Annotated in this window: 15 protein-coding genes; 9 read left to right on the top strand and 6 right to left on the bottom strand. The window is 71.3% G+C overall.

Annotated elements, in window-relative coordinates:
* The first annotated feature begins 80 nt into the window (after nt 1-80).
* The 5 genes from ACTG9Q_RS19185 (at nt 81) to ACTG9Q_RS19165 (ending at nt 5,393) form a co-directional block, all read left to right on the top strand.
* Nucleotides 81-803, top strand: coding sequence for a hypothetical protein (locus ACTG9Q_RS19185; RefSeq protein ID WP_455574187.1), 723 nt, complete (start codon nt 81-83; stop codon nt 801-803).
* 24 nt (nt 804-827) lie between these two features.
* A complete protein-coding gene (locus ACTG9Q_RS19180; RefSeq protein WP_455574186.1) occupies nt 828-1,769 on the top strand; it encodes a peptidase in 942 nt (313 codons plus the stop codon).
* Nucleotides 1,766-2,536, top strand: coding sequence for an iron-containing redox enzyme family protein (locus ACTG9Q_RS19175; protein ID WP_455574185.1), 771 nt, complete (start codon nt 1,766-1,768; stop codon nt 2,534-2,536). The genes ACTG9Q_RS19180 and ACTG9Q_RS19175 overlap by 4 nt, the downstream gene beginning before the upstream one ends.
* Before the next feature lie 96 nt (nt 2,537-2,632).
* Complete coding sequence (locus ACTG9Q_RS19170) at nt 2,633-4,102, top strand: peptide ligase PGM1-related protein (protein WP_455574184.1); 1,470 nt, start codon at nt 2,633-2,635, stop codon at nt 4,100-4,102.
* 70 nt (nt 4,103-4,172) lie between these two features.
* A complete protein-coding gene (locus ACTG9Q_RS19165; protein WP_455574183.1) occupies nt 4,173-5,393 on the top strand; it encodes an MFS transporter in 1,221 nt (406 codons plus the stop codon).
* Nucleotides 5,394-5,455: 62 nt separating this feature from the next.
* On the opposite strand, the gene ACTG9Q_RS19160 is transcribed toward ACTG9Q_RS19165, so the two are convergent.
* From ACTG9Q_RS19160 to ACTG9Q_RS19135, 6 genes are all read right to left on the bottom strand, one after another.
* Entirely contained in the window at nt 5,456-6,172 is a 717-nt protein-coding gene (locus ACTG9Q_RS19160; RefSeq protein WP_455574182.1) for a peptidyl-tRNA hydrolase, read from the bottom strand.
* Nucleotides 6,169-7,395, bottom strand: coding sequence for a phosphoserine phosphatase SerB (gene serB, locus ACTG9Q_RS19155; RefSeq protein WP_455574181.1), 1,227 nt, complete (start codon nt 7,393-7,395; stop codon nt 6,169-6,171). Before serB ends, ACTG9Q_RS19160 begins: the two co-directional genes overlap by 4 nt.
* 19 nt (nt 7,396-7,414) lie before the next feature.
* Complete coding sequence (gene ctaD, locus ACTG9Q_RS19150) at nt 7,415-9,187, bottom strand: aa3-type cytochrome oxidase subunit I (RefSeq protein ID WP_455574180.1); 1,773 nt, start codon at nt 9,185-9,187, stop codon at nt 7,415-7,417.
* A 151-nt stretch (nt 9,188-9,338) separates the two neighbouring features.
* The gene (locus ACTG9Q_RS19145; protein ID WP_455574179.1) at nt 9,339-10,580 is read right to left on the bottom strand and encodes an aldehyde dehydrogenase family protein; all 1,242 of its coding nucleotides are present in this window, start codon (nt 10,578-10,580) and stop codon (nt 9,339-9,341) included.
* 83 nt (nt 10,581-10,663) lie between these two features.
* Nucleotides 10,664-11,308 (bottom strand): M50 family metallopeptidase, encoded by a 645-nt coding sequence (locus ACTG9Q_RS19140; RefSeq protein ID WP_455574421.1) that lies wholly within the window; start codon nt 11,306-11,308, stop codon nt 10,664-10,666.
* A 1,165-nt stretch (nt 11,309-12,473) separates the two neighbouring features.
* Nucleotides 12,474-13,643 (bottom strand): FAD-dependent monooxygenase, encoded by a 1,170-nt coding sequence (locus ACTG9Q_RS19135; protein WP_455574178.1) that lies wholly within the window; start codon nt 13,641-13,643, stop codon nt 12,474-12,476.
* 60 nt (nt 13,644-13,703) lie between these two features.
* On the opposite strand from ACTG9Q_RS19135, the gene ACTG9Q_RS19130 reads away from it, so the two are divergent.
* The 4 genes from ACTG9Q_RS19130 to ACTG9Q_RS19115 all read left to right on the top strand — a co-directional run bounded on the left by ACTG9Q_RS19130 (nt 13,704) and on the right by ACTG9Q_RS19115 (nt 18,834).
* Nucleotides 13,704-14,276 carry a TetR/AcrR family transcriptional regulator gene (locus tag ACTG9Q_RS19130; RefSeq protein WP_455574177.1) on the top strand — a complete coding sequence of 191 codons (573 nt, stop codon included), beginning with the start codon at nt 13,704-13,706 and terminating at the stop codon, nt 14,274-14,276.
* Nucleotides 14,277-14,421: 145 nt separating this feature from the next.
* Nucleotides 14,422-14,625, top strand: a complete 204-nt coding sequence (locus tag ACTG9Q_RS19125; protein ID WP_455574176.1) for a cold-shock protein — start codon at nt 14,422-14,424, stop codon at nt 14,623-14,625.
* A 90-nt stretch (nt 14,626-14,715) separates the two neighbouring features.
* Nucleotides 14,716-17,085 carry a Tex family protein gene (locus ACTG9Q_RS19120; RefSeq protein WP_455574175.1) on the top strand — a complete coding sequence of 790 codons (2,370 nt, stop codon included), beginning with the start codon at nt 14,716-14,718 and terminating at the stop codon, nt 17,083-17,085.
* 129 nt (nt 17,086-17,214) lie between these two features.
* Nucleotides 17,215-18,834, top strand: coding sequence for an ABC-F family ATP-binding cassette domain-containing protein (locus ACTG9Q_RS19115; RefSeq protein ID WP_455574174.1), 1,620 nt, complete (start codon nt 17,215-17,217; stop codon nt 18,832-18,834).
* Nucleotides 18,835-18,851: the final 17 nt, after the last annotated feature.

Raw genomic sequence — 18,851 nt, 5'->3', positions numbered from 1 at the left:
CATGTTAGCGTCGGTCGAAGGGGAGCCACGAGCTGATCCATTAATGGACGCATTCCGCAAACACTCTCATGGGTGGTCGCGTGCGCACTGTGGAAATTCACTATCTGGGGAATGGCAATTCACTCGACACCGCGCGGCGCGCCCGCCTGCGCGCCGAACTCGCCGCGGCCATGCCCCGGCACGAGGTGGACCACTACCTCAGCGCCAAACCGGCCATCCTGGCCGAGAGCGACCACCTCGCCGTCGCCGAGGTGCGCGGGGCGTGCGTCGGGCTGATGGCGGCCAGCGGGCTGAGCGCGGATGGCCTGGACTTCACCTACATCGAGACGCTGCTCGTCGGTGAGCGCCTGCACGGCGCCGGGGTGGCGCTGCGCCTGGTGTCGGCCCTGTTCGGCGGCGTCGTCCGCGCGCTGGGCGACTTCCCCGACCTGGTGGCCATGAAGACCTACACCCCCAAGGCATACCTGCTGATGCGCCGGTTCGCCCTCGGCGGCGACATCGGCTTCTCCCCGGCGCTGGACTCACCCGTCGACACCGAGATCCCCGCCCGGCTGGCCCGCAGGCTGTCCCCGGGCTGTGAGTTCCGCGCCGAGACCGGCGTCGTGCACGGCGGCGGCGGGCAGATCAGCAGCACGTTCTGGCGCGACGCCCCGCTGTCCGGCGACGCCGCCGTCGACGGGTTCTTCGCCCGCGAGGTCGGCGAGCGCGACCGGCTGCTGTGCGTGGTGCGCGCGCCGACGCCCGAGGCGAAGGGCGCGCTCATGAGCGCCCTGCGCATCCCCCAGCCCATCCGGACGGACTGACGCACGAGAAACAGTGGAGGTCACATGGGCAGCGTCGCGATCACCGGCGGTCCCGGCCTGGAGTGGTTGGCAGGCAAGTCCTACCCCTTCAGCGACAGCGCCGAGCTCGAGCACTCCGCCGGGGAGTTCGACGGCGGCGGCCAGTACGGCGTGGAGATCCCGGTGGTCAACAGCCTCGCCGAGCTGCAGCGGCTGGTGAAGCTGATCGGCGACCACGGGCTCTACGTCACCCGGTTCAACGAGACGCGCGGGTCGTTCCTGCTCTCCGACGCGGAACTGGGCGACATGCTCGCGCTGTGCCGGGAAGCCGGGTACGGGCTCGTGGTCAGCATCGGCCCGCGCCCGGAGTACGACGTCAAGGGCAGCTTCTACCGCTCGGACTTCGGCCTGGAGATGGGCAGGCAGATCAACAACAGCGACGCGTTCCGCGCCTGCGTCGAGGAGGCGCTGCGGCTGGCCGAGCTGGGCTGCCGCGGCATCACCGTCTACGACATCGGCGTGCTGCGGGTGCTCGACGAGATGCGCCGCGAGGGCGTGCTCCCGGCGGAGATGGTGTTCAAGACCTCCAGCCACTGCATGGCCACCAACCCGTTCCTGGCCACGATCTTCGCCGAGAACGGCGCGGACAGCATCACCCTGGCCCACGACCTCGGCGTGCCGATGATCCACCAGATCCGCAGGCTCAACCCCGGGCTGCCGATGGACGTGCCGACCGACGTCTACAAGGCCAAGGGCGGGTTCATCCGGTTCTACGAGCTGGCCGAGATCGTGCAGGTCGGCGCCCCGGTGATGCTGAAGATGGGCGCCAGCGTGCAGGGCCACCCCTACGACCGGCTCGGCGACGCGATCAGCCGCGAGCGCGTGGACCGGGTCGCGCGCGGCATCGAGGTGCTCGACCAGTACCTCCCCAAGCGCACGGCGATCACGACCAAGAGCAGGCACTACGGGCTTCCGGCAGCCCGGTGAGCGAAAGGGTGGGCAGCGCGGTGACCAACACCGTCGTCAAGGAGAAGCACGCGGAGTTCAAGCAGGAGGTCGACACCCTGCTGCGCGACATGGTCGAGCGGTTCTACCGGGAGGTGGAGGGCGCCGACCACCTGTACCGCGCCAAAGACATCAACATGGACTACTACAAGCGACACATCGTCGAGATCATCCTGCGGCTGCGGATGAAGCGCTGGATCGACGTGCTGACGATCCACTACTTCACCAAGCACAACCCGGTGCTGGCCAAGAAGTGGTGCGCCTACACCGAGGACGAGATGCTGCACGACTCCATGTTCGCCAAGGACCTGGAGCGCGTGGGCGTGAGCAAGGAGGAGATCTACTCCACCGAGCCGCTGTTCACCACCAAGCTGCTGCAGGGCTACTTCTACTACGGCCTCGAGCACGAGGGCAGGCCGCTGGCGTCGCTGGCGAGTTCGTACTTCATCGAGAACGTCTCGCTGATGACGCAGCCCCAGTGGATCGAGAACGTCGAGGACGTGCTCGGCGCCGGGATCGCCAAGGGCCAGCAGGCCCACGTCGACCACGACCTCGAGGACGACCACACCGACTTCGTGTGGAACGTGCTGATGACGTTCGTGGAGACCGAGGACGACAAGCGGCGCATCGTGGAGCACATCACGAACGTGTACAAGTTGTTCTGCGCCTTCTACCTGGAGCTGTACCAGCGCACGGTCAAGGGCGGGGTCGACGACGGGCAGCTGGTGGAGGTGCTGGCCCGGCCGTAGCCGATCGTTGGTAGCGTTGCGTATCGCCGCGACGACTGCGTGCACGGTCCCCCGGCCGGTCCGGGGGACCGTGGCTATGGCCCCCTAAGGAACCCCATGTCCCATCCCGCCGTCGTGTCCATCCAGAGCCGCGAGTGCAGCCCCGAGCTGTTGGAGCGCCTCAGCGGCTCGACGCTGTTCCCCGAGCGCCCGGTGGGCGCCGCGATCGTCTCGGTGGTCCGCCGCGGCGGCGGTTCGCTGCTCTACGTCACCGCGCCCGCGATGGCCGACGTCGAGGCCCAGGTCGACTACTTCCTCGCCCTGCTGCCCGAGGAGCAGGAGGGTCAGCTCAAGGCCCTGCGCGACCGGGTCGAGGTGGGCAGCCTGGACGACGACTCGGCGCGCTGGCTCAGCACCAAGCTGCTCGACGCCTCCAACGCCGCGGCGGGCGTGCTGCGCAAGCGGATCTACGAGTTCGTCGCGCGGGAGCGGACCGCGGGCGCGGACGTGCGGCTGACCTGCTTCGAGCCCTCGGTCAACCTCGAGGAACTGGCCACCTCCCTTGGCGTGCCGTGGGATCAGGCCGACGCATCGGCGATCCCGTTGGGCACCAAGGCATCCGGGCGGCGGATCTTCCTCGGCGCGCGGGTGCCGGTGGTCACCGGGACCGAGGAGTCCCGTTCCGTGGCCGAGCTGGTCGAGACCGTCGCCGACCTGGTGGAGGGCGGCCACCGCAAAATCGTCATCAAGCTCAGCAGCACCGAGTTCGGCGCGGGCATGGGCAACGCCCTGCTGGACCTGCGCGAGACCGACTTCCCGGCGGACCGCGCGGGCGTCGAGGCCGCGGTGGCCGCGGCCCTGCCCGGCGCCGACCTGGTGGACGGCAAGCTGACCTGGCCCCACTACGCTGAGATGATCACCGCGTCCGGCGTCATCGCCGAGCGCTGGGTCGAGGGCGATGAGGTGCGCAGCCCCAGCTTCCAGGGCCGCATCGCCGAGGACGGCACGGTGACCGCAGTGTCCACCCACGACCAGGTGCTCGGCGGGGCGGGCCTGACCTACGTCGGCAGCTGCTTCCCCGCGGACACCGCCTACCGCGACACCGTGCTGCGGCACGGTTTGGCGATCGGCGCGCACCTGGTCGAACAGGGCGTCCGCCGCGGCGATTACGGCGTGGACTTCCTCGCGGTGCGCGAGGGCGCGCGGTGGCGGGTGCTCGGCTGTGAACTGAACCTGCGCGCCACCGGCACCAAACACGGTTTCACCATGGCCACCGCGTTGTTGGACACCGTTCCCGACGCCAATGGCGAATTGACCGTCGACGGTTCCCCGCGCGTCTACGAGGCCTCCGACGCGATCGCCGATCCCAGCCTGGTCGGCCTGCGCCCCAGCCTGCTGATCGATGCGGTCCGCTCGTCCCCGCTGCACTACGACCCGGTCAACCGGACCGGGGTCGTCCTGCACATGCTCAGCGCCCTGCCGACGTACGGGAAATTCGGCGCGGTCTGCATCGGACGCGACCAAGAGGAGTCCTCGCGAATGATGGAGGAGCTGCGCGCGCTCGCGCAGATACTTGGCAACCGGTAATCACCGGTGTGGTGTTCATCGCCCACCAAACCCCGCGCCCACCGTCGGTGAGCCGTGATTCAATCGCGGCATGGGGGAGTTCTCGGGGGAGAACCGCACATCCGTGGCGCGGACGCTGTTCGCGACCGGCGCGGCGGTCACAGTGGGCGGACTGCCGACATACCTGGTCAGCGCGATGGCCGTCCAGATCGGGCAGGAACTGGACCTGACCGTGGCCATGGTCGGCGCGGCGACGGCGCTGTTCTTCGCCATCGCCGCGCTGACCTCACACCCGCTGTCGAGACTGACCGAACGCATCGGACCGACGGCGGCGTTACGCCTCGCCGCGCTGTCCACAGGGGCCTGTGCGCTGGGGATGGCCGCGGCGCCGTCGATCGGCTGGCTGCTGGTGGGGGTCGGCGTCGCCGGGATGGCCAACTCGCTGGCGCAGCCCGCGACCGCCGAGGTCCTGGTCGTGCTGATCCCGCACCGCAGGCGGGCCTTCGCCTTCGGCGCGAAGCAGGCGGCGGTCCCCGCGGGGACGCTGCTGGCGGGCCTGACCGTGCCCGCGGTGGCGCTGACCGTCGGCTGGCGGTGGGGGTTCGTCCTGTGCGCGGTGTTGGCCGTGGTCACCGCCGTCGCCGCGCCGCGGGTGCCCTTCCGCGCCACGCGCGCGGCCACGTCCCGGATCGCGTCGACGGACCTGTTCCTGCTGGCCGCGGCCGCCGCGCTCGGGGCGGGGGCGGCCAACGCCATGGCCGCCTACGTCGTGGTGACCGCGGTGGACTCCGGGTTCAGCCCGGCGGGGGCGGGGCTGATGCTGTCGCTGGGGTCGGCGGCGGGGTTCGCGTCCCGGCTGCTGGTGGGGCTGGCCGCGGACCGCTGGCGGCCGGACCTGCTGATGACGGCGGCGGGGATGATCGCGCTGGGGGCCTTGGGCCTGGGAATGTTCGCCATCGGCGGGTCGGTGGCGTTCCTGGTCGGGCTGCTGCTGGGGTTCGCCGCGGGGTGGGCGTGGTCGGGGGTGTTCAACCTGGCCGTGGCCGACCGGTTCCCGGACCGGGTCACCTCCGCCACCTCGGTGACGCAGATCGGGGTGTACGTCGGCAGCGCGACCATGCCGCCGTTCCTCGGGTGGTGCGCGCAGACCTTCAGCCTGGCCACGGCGTGGACGGCCACCGGTGTGGCCATGCTGTCCGCGGCCGCCCTGCTGGTCGTCGTCCGCCGCAGGCCCAGCCGCACCGAGGTCACCGCGCCCTTGCCCCTGCCCAGCCCGCATCCCGCGCCGGAGACCCGGGCCCTGGCCTCATAGTTCAGACTCGTGGTTCCAGCCTCGTAGTTCCAGGCTGATAGTTCCAGGGGCGTGTTCCCGCCCTAGTCAGGCCACTGGGCGACGACGGTCATCGTGCCGGGTTCGACCTCGGTGAACCCGGCGTCGCGCACGGCCACCACCCGCCTGGTCTTCCACGCGGCCTCCGGTGAGTCGTGGGAGACCAGGTCCCGCCACTGCTCGCGGCCCGCGGTCCGCACGGCACAGTGGCGGTCCCACGTGGACAGGTCCACTCCCGACACCTCCGCCATCGCGGCCAGCAGCATCGAGCCGTGGCCGACCTGCGCGGCGAGCTTGCCGACGGTCATCGCCACCCCGGGGTTCAGCCACAGCACCGGCACCCCCTCCCCCGGCTGGCCCGGCTCGTCGCGCGGCAGCTCCGTCCCCGAGATCTGCAGCCGGGACACCACGCGGGGCGTCTCGGCCACCCGCCACGGCAGCAGCGCCCGCGCCGACGCCCCGCCGACGGTCACCGTCACCCCGGGCAGCTCAAGCACGGCGTCCCAGTGCGCGCCCCGCGCCCGCCGCGACACCTTCCGGATGCGCCCGTCGACCCAGTCGGACACCTCGGCGTGCCACTCCCCGCCCGGGAGCGCACGCTCGTCCAGGCACACCGCGACGGCCGCCGCAGCGGCGGCCTCCAGCAACGGGGTCCGCGCGGGCGCCTCGCGCTCGATCCGCAGCACGACCGGCATGGCCCGCACCGACTCCGGGTCCTCAGCGGGAGCGGCCCGGCCGAACAGCCCGGCCAGGGCGCTCACAGCCGGGAATGGGTGATGCCGTCCGCGATGTCGGCCGCCTCGATCTCGGCCCGCGTGACGCCCAGCACGAACAGCACCGCGTCCAGGTACGGGTGCGACAGCGCGGTGTCGGCGATCTCCCGCAGCGCGGGCTTGGCGTTGAACGCCACGCCCAGCCCCGCGGTGGACAGCATGTCGATGTCGTTGGCCCCGTCGCCCACCGCGACGCACTGCTCCAGCGGCACCCCGAACTGCGCGGCGAAGCGCCGCAGGGCGACCGCCTTGCCCGGCCGGTCGACGATCTCGCCGACGACCCGCCCGGTGAGCACCCCGTCGACGATCTCCAGCTCGTTGGCCGCGGCGAAGTCCAGCCCGAGGTCGTCCACCAAGCGCTCGATGATCGTGGTGAAGCCGCCGGAGACCACGCCGCAGCGGAAGCCGAGGCGCTTGAGCGTCCTGATCGTCGTCCGGGCGCCCGCGGTCAGCTCCAAGGCGCCCGCGACCTCCTCCAGCACCGACTCCGGCAGACCGGCCAGCGTCGCGACGCGGCGGCGCAGGGACTCGGCGAAGTCCAGCTCACCGCGCATCGCGGCCTCGGTGACCTCGCGGACCTCGGCCTCGCAGCCCGCCTTCGCGGCCAGCATCTCGATGACCTCGCCCTGGATGAGCGTGGAGTCCACGTCGAAGACGATGAGCCGCTTCGCCCGCCGGGACAGCAGGTCCCGCTCGACGGCGATGTCCAGGCCGACCCGGGTGGCGACCTCGACCAAGGCCGAGCGCAGCGCGGCGTCCCCGGTGTCGGTGTCCTCGGCGACCGAGACGCGCAGCTCCAGGCCGGTGACCGGGTAGTCGGCGACCCGGCGGATGGCGTCGATGTTGGTACCCAGCGCCGCCAGGCGCCGGGCCACCTCGGTGAACGCCCGCGCGGTCACCGGGTGGCCCATCACGATCACCACGTGCGAGGAGCCGATCCTGGCCGGGGAGCCGGGGTCGACGCCGATCTCGACGTCGACGTGCATCGCCACCGAGGCCATCGCCTGCTCGACGGTGTCCTGCAGCCCCTCGGCGTCGTGCTCGGCGGCGACGAGCACCCCGAGGACGAGCTGGCCGCGGATGACCACCTGCTCGACGTCGAGGATCTCGACCCCGTGCCGGGTGAGCACGGCGAAGAGCACCGAGGACACCCCCGGCTTGTCGGGGCCGGTGACCGTGATCAGGACGGGGGTGCGCTGGGGACCGGCCACTGGGGAGGACTCCGTCGGGTTAGTTCGGCAGGGTGGGGTCGCCCTTGGAGATCTCGTCGGGGTTCATCTTCTCCGCGATGACCTCCGACGGCGCCGCACGGTGCTTGCTCGAGCCGACACCCACGTACTTGTCGTGGCGGGACTGCTCGGTCACGTGCGGGTAGTGCAGGTCGAACGCCGGGCGCTCCGAGCGGATGCGCGGCAGCTCGGTGAAATTGTGCCGCGGCGGCGGCGAGCTGGTGGCCCACTCCAGGGAGTTGCCGTAGCCCCACGGGTCGTCGGCGGTGGTGATCTCGCCGTAGCGGTAGCTCTTGAAGACGTTCCAGATGAACGGCAGCGTCGACGCGCCGAGGATGTAGGCCCCGATGGTGGAGATCAGGTTGAGCGTCATGAACCCGTCGGTGGCCAGGTAGTCGGCGTAGCGGCGCGGGAAGCCCTCGTTGCCCAGCCAGTGCTGGACCAGGAACGTGCCGTGGAAGCCGATGAACGTGGTCCAGAAGTGCAGCTTGCCCAGCGGCTCGTCGAGGAACCGGCCGGTGATCTTCGGGAACCAGAAGTAGATGCCCGCGAACGTGGCGAACACGATCGTGCCGTAGAGCACGTAGTGGAAGTGCGCGACGACGAAGTACGTGTCCGAGACGTGGAAGTCGATGGCGGGCGCGGCCAGCAGCACGCCGGTCAGGCCGCCGAAGAGGAACGTCACCAGGAAGCCGATGCTGAACAGCATCGGGGTCTCGAAGGTGAGCTGCCCCTTCCACATCGTGCCGATCCAGTTGAAGAACTTCACGCCGGTCGGCACCGCGATGAGGAACGTCATGAACGCGAAGAACGGCAGCAGCACCGCGCCGGTGGCGTACATGTGGTGCGCCCACACGGTCACCGACAGGGCCGCGATGGCCAGGGTCGCGTAGATCAGGCCGCGGTAGCCGAACAGCGGCTTGCGGCTGAACACCGGGATGATTTCCGAGACGATGCCGAAGAACGGCAGCGCGACGATGTAGACCTCGGGGTGGCCGAAGAACCAGAACAGGTGCTGCCAGAGGATCACGCCGCCGTTGGCCGGGTCGAACACGTGCGCGCCGAGCTGGCGGTCGGCCAGCAGGCCGAACAGGGCGGCGGTCAGGATCGGGAACGCCAGCAGCACGAGGATGCTGGTGATCAGGATGTTCCAGGTGAAGATCGGCATCCGGAACATGGTCATGCCGGGCGCGCGCAGGCAGACGACCGTGGTCAGCATGTTGACCGCGCCGAGGATGGTGCCGAGACCGCCGACGGCCAGGCCGGTGATCCACAGGTCGGCGCCCACGCCGGGCGAGTGGATCTTGTCCGAGAGCGGGGTATAGGCGAACCAGCCGAAGTCCGCGGCGCCGCCGGGGGTCAGGAAGCCCGCCATGACGATCAGGCCGCCGAACAGGTACAGCCAGTACGAGAAGGCGTTGAGCCGCGGGAACGCCACGTCCGGCGAGCCGATCTGCAGCGGCAGGACGAAGTTGGCGAACCCGAACAGGATCGGGGTCGCGTACAGCAGCAGCATCACCGTGCCGTGCATGGTGAACAGCTGGTTGTACTGCTCCTGGGACAGGAACTGCAGTCCCGGCACGCCCAGCTCGCTGCGGATCAGCATGGCCATCGCGCCGCCCACCATGAAGAAGGCGAACGACGTGACCAGGTACATGATGCCGATTTGCTTGTGGTCCGTCGTGCGGAACAACCGCAGCAGGTACGAACCCTTGGCCTTCGCGCTGGCCGGGTACGGCCGCGTGGCGATCGGCTTGGGGGCTACTGCAGTCACTCCTGCCTCCTGCATTGCCTTGGTGGGACTACTCGCGGGTACGGCACTGGCACAGTACCCGGGGAGGATCGTAGCCCTCGGGTCCCCGCGCAGCGCGGCTGGGCTTGACCGGCTCCGAGTGGCTCCGATCACGCGGTTGCCCAGGTCACACCTACCGGGTCGGGCGCACCGCGTATTGCCGCAGGACGAGATCGGTAAACGTGACCGGCCCGCGGGGACCGGGGACGCGGTCGAGGTTGATACCGGTCTCGGGCACGCCGAGCAGCTTGAACCCGTCGAGCAGGCGGGTGGGGGCGTTCCAGAACACGCCGGTGCCGGTGTACCCGGCGAAGAACGCCGCCGCGGCCCTCTCGTCCTCGGTGGCGATGCCCGCGGCCAGGCCGGAGGTCTCCTCGTTGGCGACGCGCAGGGCGTGGGCGAGGTCGTCGACCGGGGCGACGGTGACGGTGGCCTCGCGGGCGCCGTCGAGGGCCCACTCGTAGCCGATGGGGTGCTCGTGCGGGGGCAGGGCGGCCCGCACGCCCGCCTTGCCGAGGGCGGCCTGGATGCCCGGCAGGGCGGCCTCGTAGACGTCGCGGTGCACCAGCAGCAGGTTGAGGCGGTTGCAGACGCCGAGGCGGTCGAGGCTGGCGGTGATGAGGTCGGCGGCGCGGTCCTGGTCGGCCTTGGCGTCGTAGTAGAGGACGCCGCCGCCGTCGGCGTGCGCGAGCGTGCGCACCCCGTGCCGGGCGGCGCGGCGGTCCAGCTCGCGGGTGGTCTCGCCGCTGCCGCGCACGATCACCAGGGGCACGAGGTCGGGCAGCTCCACCAGCGCGCCCGCCGCGGCCCGGTCGGGAGTGGGGACGAGCTGGATGACGTCCTCATCGATGCCCACGTCGGACAGGCCGGGCGCGATGACGCGGTCCAGCAGCGCCTTGGCCGAGCGCAGCGCAGCGCCGCCGGTGCGCAGCACGCCCGCGTTGCGCGACTTGACCAGCTGGGAGGCCACGTCGATGGTGACGTTCGGGCGGGCCTCGTAGTTGGCGCCGATGACGCCGACCGGCTTGCGGAGCTCGATGAGGTCGTACCCGCCGTCGAGGGTGCGGACCGTGCGGCTGGGGGCGGGGTGCGGGACCGCGGCGAGCAGGCGCAGCTGCTCGGCCATCCCGTCGAGGCGCTCCTCGGTGATGCGCAGCCGGTCGAGCAGGCCGCCGCTCATGCCGTCGGCCTCGGCGGCGGCGACGTCCTCGGCGTTGGCCTTGAGGACCGCGGCGGCGGACGAGGACAGCCGGGCGGCCATCTCGCCGATCGCCGCGTCGACCGCCTCGTCGGAGGCGGCGGCCAGCGCCGGGGCGGCGGCCTTGGCCCTGGCAGCGCAGCCCTTGACGATCTCGGCAATCTCGGCGGCTGTCACGGTCCGTCCTCTCGTCTGGGCTGGTCAGGGGCACAATTGTGCCCGTGGGCCCAGCCTGGCCGTCGGTCGGGGTGGGCGGGCGGTCAGGGGAGCAGCAGCCACACCACGGCGACCCCGAGCGCGCTGAGGTTGACCAGGGCGAAGACCCCGACCCAGAAGAACCCCGGCGCCCCGGTGAGCCGGTGCAGCTGGTCGGCGTCGGACTGCCGCGCCTGCCCCCGCCGCCGCTTGCGCTGCAGCTCGAAGACCGGCCGGACGCCGCCGAGCAGGAGGAACCACGTGATCAGGTAGGCGAAGGCGGCCTTGACCTCCGCGGTGGCGAACCACGAAACCGCGAACAGGACCGCCCCGGTGACCACCACCGAAAGGATGCCGTAGACGTTGCGGATCATGATGAGAACCCCGAAGAGCAGCACGGCACAGGTGATCAACACCGCACTGACCCGATCAGCCCCCAACAACGCCGCGAACGCCAACCCCAGAATGGACGGCGCGACGTAGCCCGCCAACGCGGTGCAGACCATGCCCGGCCCCTCGGTCCGCCCCCGCGAGACGGTGACCCCGGAGGTGTCGGAGTGCAGCCGGATCGAGGAAAGCCTGCGCCCGGCCAAAAGCGCGACAATCGCATGCCCCGCCTCATGCACAATCGTCACGACATTCCGAGCCAACCGCCAGAGCGCGTCCCACACGACAACCAGGAACGCCACCGCCGCGGTGATGAGGACCATCGCCGCGGGCGGCTGCCACTGCCCGCCAAAGATCTCCTGCCAGAAGTCACCCTGAGCTATGATCACACCGCAGATTGTCTAGGACAGCCCCCCGTTGCCCCTAAGCAGCCGTTGTTAAGACACTTTGGCCGACGGCTGAACCGGGCACGATCCCAAGATCCTTTTCGTTGCGTGTATGTCGTGGCGCGCGCGGCGAGAGGACGCGGGTGCCTGGAGGTCGGCCAGAGGGGCAGGTGCGGGCGCGCGCGAGAACCATGAGGACCAGCCCCACCGCCGAGTGCGAGGCCACCCAGCCCCAAGTGACCGTGCGCCCCCGCCCAGCCCGGCCGCGTGACCGTGCGTCCCGCCCAGCCCCGGCCGCACCGGCCCGCCCACGGCCGAGCACCCAGCCGGGCCGAGCACCCAGCCGGAGCGCACGCCCGCCCTGGGAGCGCGATTGCCGGCCACCCCGAGAGCCGAGCACCGCCCATCCCGGGAACGCGAGCGGTGGCCGCCGTCGCGTGCGGTGAACCTGGGTGAACCTGAAGGCGGTGAACCTGAAGGCGCGGGAGGCGCAGGGGGTACGGGGCTCCGGTCAGAGGTCGCGGGCTCCGGGGTCAGAGGTCGCGGGGCTCCGGGTCACAGGTCGCAGGGCTCCGGTTCGGAGAGGCGCGGGGCTCCGGTTCGAAAGATCGCAGGTCTCCAGGTCATGGGGTCACGAGGCTTCGGGTCGCGAGGGCTTGCGAGGCGCTTGCCCTTCAAGTGCTCTCGATCCCGACACGCCCCGCCCTCTCGGTCGCCTCACCCCGATTCGCCCAAAAGCCCGAGAATCCCGCCCATTCGCGAGCGCTTGCGGCGAAGCGGTGCGGCTGGCGGTGGGGGGCAGACCGGTGCCAGGTGCCCGGTGGGCATTGGCGGTGGGGGTCGACCGGTGCCCGGTACCCGGTGAGTGGTGCCCGGTGGGTGGTGGGGGTGGGCCGATGCCTGGTGGGCGGTGGCGGCAGCTGGTGCCGGTAGGCGGTGGCGGTAGCTGGTGCCGGTAGGCGGTGGCGGTAGCTGGTGCCGGTAGGCGGTGGCGGTAGCTGGTGCCGGTAGGCGGTGGGCGGTGAGGTTGGCGGCGGTATGGGCAAGGGTTCTTTTGGTACGGCCTGTTTTGGTGGTGGCCAGAGGACTTGGGGACGGTGGTTCAGGGGGCGCGCCAGCCTGCGATGGTGTGGAGTTGTTTGCGGAGGGTGCTTTGGGGGGTTGCGCGGAGGGCCAGGTTGCGGAGTTGGGTGGCGGGGGGCCAGCGGAGGTGGGCTATGGCGGCGATCTGGCGGGAGTGGCGGGCTATGGATTGGGCGCGGGGGCGGCGTTGGGTGTCGTAGTGGTGGAGGGCTTGGGGGAGGTCGTGGGTGGAGACGAGGGCGGTGAGGGTGGCGGCGTCTTCCAGGGCTTGGCAGGCTCCCTGGCCCAGGTTGGGGGTCATCGCGTGTGCCGCGTCGCCGATTAGGGCTACTGGGCCGGTTACAAAGGACGGGAGGTTCGGTAGGTAGTGGAGGTCGTGGCGCAGGATCGCGGTTGGGGGGACGTTGGCCAGGATGGCGGGGATGGGGTCTGGCCAGTCGGCGAACAGTGTGCGTAGGTCGGCCAGGTCGCTCGGGCTGCGTGGGTCGGCCGCGTCGCTCGGATTGCGTGGGGAAGCCAAGTCGCTTGGGTTGCGCGGGTTGGCTGACTTGTTGGGGATGGTTTTTGGGGCTGCGGCGTAGCAGTAGAGGTGATTTGGGCCCAAAGGGAAGGCGCCGAAGATCAGGCCGGTGGACCAGGTTTCACTGCCGTCGAAGGGCGGTATGGCGGTGGCGGGGAGGACCATGCGCCAGGCGGTGTAGCCGGAGTGGCGGGGGGCTTCGGCATCGGGCCAGAACGTCTTTCGCACCTGGCTGTGGAGGCCGTCCGCGCCGATCAGCAGGTCTACCGGGGTGGTGTCGGCCACCGGCAGGCCGTCGACGATGCGGGGTGTGTCGATTCGTCTGCCCGCGATCAGGCACTCCGGGGGGACGGCGTTGTGGAGGATGGCGAGGAGGTCGGCGCGGTGGATCATTACCAGGTCCTCGTCCCCGGTCCCGCGCGAGAGCCACCGGCCGCGCCCGTCGCGGAAGCCCCCGCGGCCAGGGTGCGCGCCCGCTGCCCGCACCTGTTCGCCGACGCCGAGGGCGTCCAGGGCGGACAACGCGTTGGCCCACAACGAGATGCCTGCGCCCACCTCGGTGAACTCCGGGGACTGCTCGTACACCCGCACGTCCCACCCCCGCCGCACCAGGCCCGCCGCGGTGGCCAGGCCGCCGATGCCGCCGCCCACGATCGCCGCCGTCCGCATGGCGCTCCCTTCCCTCTACATCCGTAGAGCCACTCTACACTCGTAGAGAAGGGAGGCCCCATGACACGCCGCGACGAGGTGACCGACGCCGCGATCGCCACGCTGGCGCGCGAGGGGTTGCGCGGTCTCACGCACCGCGCCGTGGACCGGGCCGCCGGGCTGCCCGAGGGGTCGTGCTCGTACTACTTCCGCACCCGGCAGGCACTCCTGGAAGCCGCGGTCGCCCGGATGGCCGAGCTGGACCTGATCGACCTGGTCCCCGCCGCCCTCCCCCGGATGGACGTCGACACGCTGGCGGGCGTCGTCGCCGACCGGGTCGAGGCCGCCACGACCACCCACCGCGACCGAATGCTGGCCCGCTACGAGCTGTCCCTTGAGGCCACCCGACGCCCGGAGCTGCGCGCGGCGCTGACGGCCGTCGGGGAGCGGTACCGGGAGCTGGCGAGCGCGCTGCTGGCGGCCGCGGGCGCCCGCGATCCCGACCGCCAGGGCCGCACGCTCGTCGCCTACCTCGACGGCCTCGTCTACGACCGGCTCGCGGGCGCGGGCGGGCGGGCGCTGACGACCCCGGAAATCCGCGAATCGGTCACCGAGACCGTGATCGGGATGTTGAGCCACCCGTCCAGGTCATGAACCGGCGCTGCATCCTCGCCATAGCACCAACCCTGTGGTTGACTGGCCGTGGTCGCCGTGTTCGCCAGGAGGCGCAGGCGTGCGGCCGCCGACACATTTAGCGGTCGCCGCCGGGCGGCCAAAGCAGGACAGCTAGGAGACAGGCATGGCCCAGGGCACCGTCAAGTGGTTCAACTCGGAGAAGGGCTACGGGTTCATCTCGCCGGAGGACGGCAGCGCCGACGTCTTCGTGCACTATTCGGAGATCCAGGCCAACGGCTTCCGAACCCTGGAGGAGAACCAGAAGGTGCGCTACGAGATCGGCCAGGGCAGCAAGGGCCCGCAGGCGACCGGCGTGACCATTATCTGACGCACCACAAGACAACCGTTCCACCGAGACCTCCGATCAGGCCCCACGTGCCGTGTGGGGCCTGATCGCATTCTGGAGAATGCAAGCGATATGACAGTGCAAGCGCAGAGCATCACCGAGCGCATCGCCGAGCAGCTCGGCGTCCGGGAGCGACAGGTCACCGCCGCGGTCGACCTCCTCGACGGGGGCGCGACGGTGCCGTTCATCGCCCGGTACCGCAAGGAGGTCACCGGCGCGCTGGACGACGAGCAGCTGCGCACCCTGGAGGAGCGCCTGCGGTACCTGCGCGAGCTGGAGGAGCGCCGGAGCGCGATCCTGGAGTCCATCCGGGAGCAGGGCAAGCTCGACGACGCCCTCACCGCGCAGATCATGGCCGCCGACTCCAAGGCCCGCCTGGAAGACATCTACCTGCCGTACAAGCCCAAGCGGCGCACCAAGGCCCAGATCGCGCGGGAGGCGGGCCTCGAGCCGCTGGCCGACGCGCTGCTGGCCGACCCGACCCTCGACCCGCGCGAGAGCGCCGCGGCCTACGTCGGCGAGGGCGTGGCCGACGCCGCGGCCGCGCTGGAGGGCGCGCGGGCCATCCTGGTCGAGCGCTTCGGCGAGGACGCCGACCTGATCGGCGAGCTGCGCGAGCGCATGTGGACCCGGGGCGTGCTGTCATCGAAGGTGCGCGAGGGCAAGGAGACCGACGGAGCCAAGTTCGCCGACTACTTCGACTTCGCCGAGCCGCTGGCCAAGCTGCCCTCGCACCGGGTGCTCGCGCTGTACCGGGGGGAGAAGGAGGAGGTCCTGGACCTCACCCTGGACCCCGACCCGGGTGCCGATCCCCTGGCGCGCAGCGACTACGAGGTCCGCATCGCCCAGCGGTTCGGCGTGGCCAACCGCGAGCGGGCGGGCGACAAGTGGCTCTCGGACACCGTCCGCTGGGCCTGGCGCACGCGCATCCTGGTGCACCTGGGCATCGACCTGCGCGGGCGGCTGCGCCAGCAGGCCGAGGACGAGGCGGTGCGCGTGTTCGCGGCGAACCTGCGCGACCTGCTGCTGGCCGCGCCCGCGGGCACCCGCGCCACCCTGGGTTTGGACCCGGGCTTCCGCACCGGGGTGAAGGTGGCGGTGGTCGACGCGACCGGCAAGGTCGTCGACACCGCGACCATCTACCCGCACGTGCCCCAGCAGCGCTGGGACGAGTCGCTGGCCGTGCTGGGCGCGCTGGCCGCCAAGCACCGGGTGGAGCTGGTGGCCATCGGCAACGGCACCGCGTCGCGGGAGACCGACAAGCTCGCCGCCGACCTGCTCAAGCGGTTCCCGGAGCTGAAGCTGACGAAGGTGATGGTCTCGGAGTCCGGGGCGTCGGTGTACTCGGCGTCGGCGTACGCCACCCAGGAGCTGCCCGGCCTGGACGTGTCGCTGCGCGGGGCGGTGTCCATCGCCCGGCGGCTGCAGGACCCGCTGGCCGAGCTGGTGAAGATCGACCCCAAGTCGATCGGGGTGGGCCAGTACCAGCACGACATCTCCGAGGTGAAGCTGTCGCGCTCGCTGGACGCGGTGGTCGAGGACTGCGTCAATGGCGTCGGCGTGGACGTCAACACCGCGTCGGTGCCGCTGCTGACCCGGGTCTCGGGCATCGGGGCGACGCTGGCGGAGAACATCGTCACCCACCGCGACACCAACGGCCCGTTCCGCTCGCGCTCCGGGCTCAAGGCCGTGCCCCGCCTCGGCGCGAAGGCGTTCGAGCTGTGCGCGGGCTTCCTGCGCATCCGCGGCGGCGACGACCCGCTGGACGCCTCCAGCGTGCACCCGGAGTCCTACCCGGTGGTCCGGCGCATCCTGAGCGCGGGCGGCGGCGACCTCTCCGGCCTGATCGGCAACACGGCCACGCTGCGGTCCCTGCGCCCGGACGCGTTCGTCGACGACACCTTCGGCCTGCCCACGGTCACCGACATCCTGGCGGAGCTGGAGAAGCCCGGCCGCGACCCGCGTCCGGCCTTCACGACCGCGACCTTCGCCGACGGCGTGGAGAAGCTGAGCGACCTGCGCCCGGGGATGACCCTGGAGGGCGTGGTCACCAACGTCGCCGCGTTCGGGGCGTTCGTGGACATCGGGGTGCACCAGGACGGGCTGGTGCACGTCTCGGCGCTGTCGAAGACGTTCGTGAAGGACCCGCGGGACGTGGTGAAGTCCGGGGACGTGGTGCGGGTGAAGGTGCTGGACATCGACATCCCCCGCAAGCGCATCTCCCTGACCCTGCGCCTGGACGACGAGCTGCCCACCGGCGGCGGGACGGGTCAGCAACCGGAGCGCCAGCCAGGCCGGGGCCAGGGGCAGGGGCAGGGCCGGGGGCAGCAGGGTCGCGGCCAGCAGAACCGCGGCGGCCAGGGCAAGCCAGCCCGGCGCGAACCGCCCCCCGCCACCGGCTCCCTGGCCGACGCCCTCCGGCGAGCGGGCTTCGACAAGTAGTCGCCCGGCTGGTGGCGCCATGATCCCCGTGGTGTCACCAGCCGGTCTGTCGCTGATCGGGCCGTGCGCGGGGGACGGGCGCCGTCAACCCGCTGGCGCCGAGCCCCCGTCATGGCCGACCATGCGCGGGTGGGATTCCTCGATGCGAACGGCCTCGCCTTCCGCCTGCCCGACGGGCGGGAACTGTTCCGCGACGTGTCGTTCAAGGTCGGCGCCACCAGCGTGGTCGCCCTGGTCGGCGCGAACGGCGTCGGCAAGACCACGCTGCTGCGGATCTTGTCGAAGGAGCTGACGCCCGGCGCGGGCAGCGTGCGCGTGCAGGGCGGCCTCGGCGTGATGCCGCAGTTCGTCGGTTCGGTCCGGGACGAGAGCACCGTCCGCGACCTGCTGCTCGCCGCGTCACCCGCGCCGCTGCGGGCCGCCGCGCAGGCGCTGGACGCGGTCGAGCTGCGGCTCATGGAGACCGATGACGAGCCGACCCAGATGCGCTACGCCGACGCGATCACCGCGTGGGGCGAGGTCGGCGGCTACGACGCCGAGGTGCTGTGGGACACCGTGACGGTCGCGGCGCTGGGCGTGCCGTTCGACCGGGCCCGGTTCCGGGAGGTCCGCACCCTGTCCGGCGGCGAGCAGAAGCGGCTGGTCCTGGAGGCGCTGCTGCGCGGCCCGGAGCAGGTGCTGTTGCTGGACGAGCCGGACAACTACCTCGACGTCCCGGGCAAGCGGTGGCTGGAGGAACGGCTCCGCGAGACCGCCAAGGCGGTGCTGCTGGTCAGTCACGACCGGGAGCTGCTCAACGTCGCCGCGACCGGTGTGGTCACCGTGGAGGCGCACTCGGCGTGGACGCACACCGGCTCGTTCGGCACGTGGCACGCCGCCCGCGCGGCCCGCATCGAGCGCCTCGCCGAACTGCACCGCCGCTGGAACGAGGAGCACGACCACCTCAAGGAGCTCGTCCGCACCCTGCAGATCCAGGCCAGGATCAGTGAGGTGATGGCGGCGAAGTACCGGGTCACGCGGGCGAAGCTGGAGCGGTTCGAGGAGGCCGGGCCGCCGCCGGAGCTGCCGACCGACGAGAAGGTGACCCCCCGGCTGCGCGGCGGGCGCACCGGCGTGCGCGCGATCACCTGCGAGGACCTTGAGCTGACCGGGCTGATGAAGCCGTTCGACGTGGAGGTCTACTTCGAGGACCGGGTGGCCGTCCTCGGCTCCAACGGCTCGGGCAAGAGCCACTTCCTGCGGCTGCTCGGCGGCGGCGACGTCGCGCACACGGGCGTGTGCCGCCTCGGCGCGCGGGTGGTGCCGGGCCTGTTCGCCCAGACCCACCAGCACCCGGAGTGGATCGGCCGCACGCTGGTCGACATCCTCTGGCACGGCGAGGACGGGCGCCAGGGCCGCGACCGCGGCGCGGCGATGGGCCTGCTGAGCCGCTACGGCCTCGGCAAGCAGGGCGACCAGCGGTTCGAGACGCTCTCCGGCGGTCAGCAGGCGCGCTTCCAGGTGCTGCTGCTGGAGCTGTCCGGCGCCACCCTGCTGCTGCTCGACGAGCCGACCGACAACCTGGACCTGAACTCCGCGGAGGCGCTGCAGGGCGCGCTGGAGCAGTTCACCGGCACGGTCGTCGCCGTGACCCACGACCGGTGGTTCGCCCGCGGGTTCGACCGGTTCCTGCTGTTCCGCTCCGACGGCGACGTCGTCGAGGTCGACGAACCGGTGTGGAACGAGGCACGGGTCAAGCGGGTTCGATAGGACCAGCTGGTCGGCCT

The organism is Actinokineospora lacus (genome assembly GCF_053813445.1).
The sequence above is the reverse complement of the archived record's forward strand: the minus strand, read 5'-3'. Positions and strand labels throughout refer to the sequence as shown.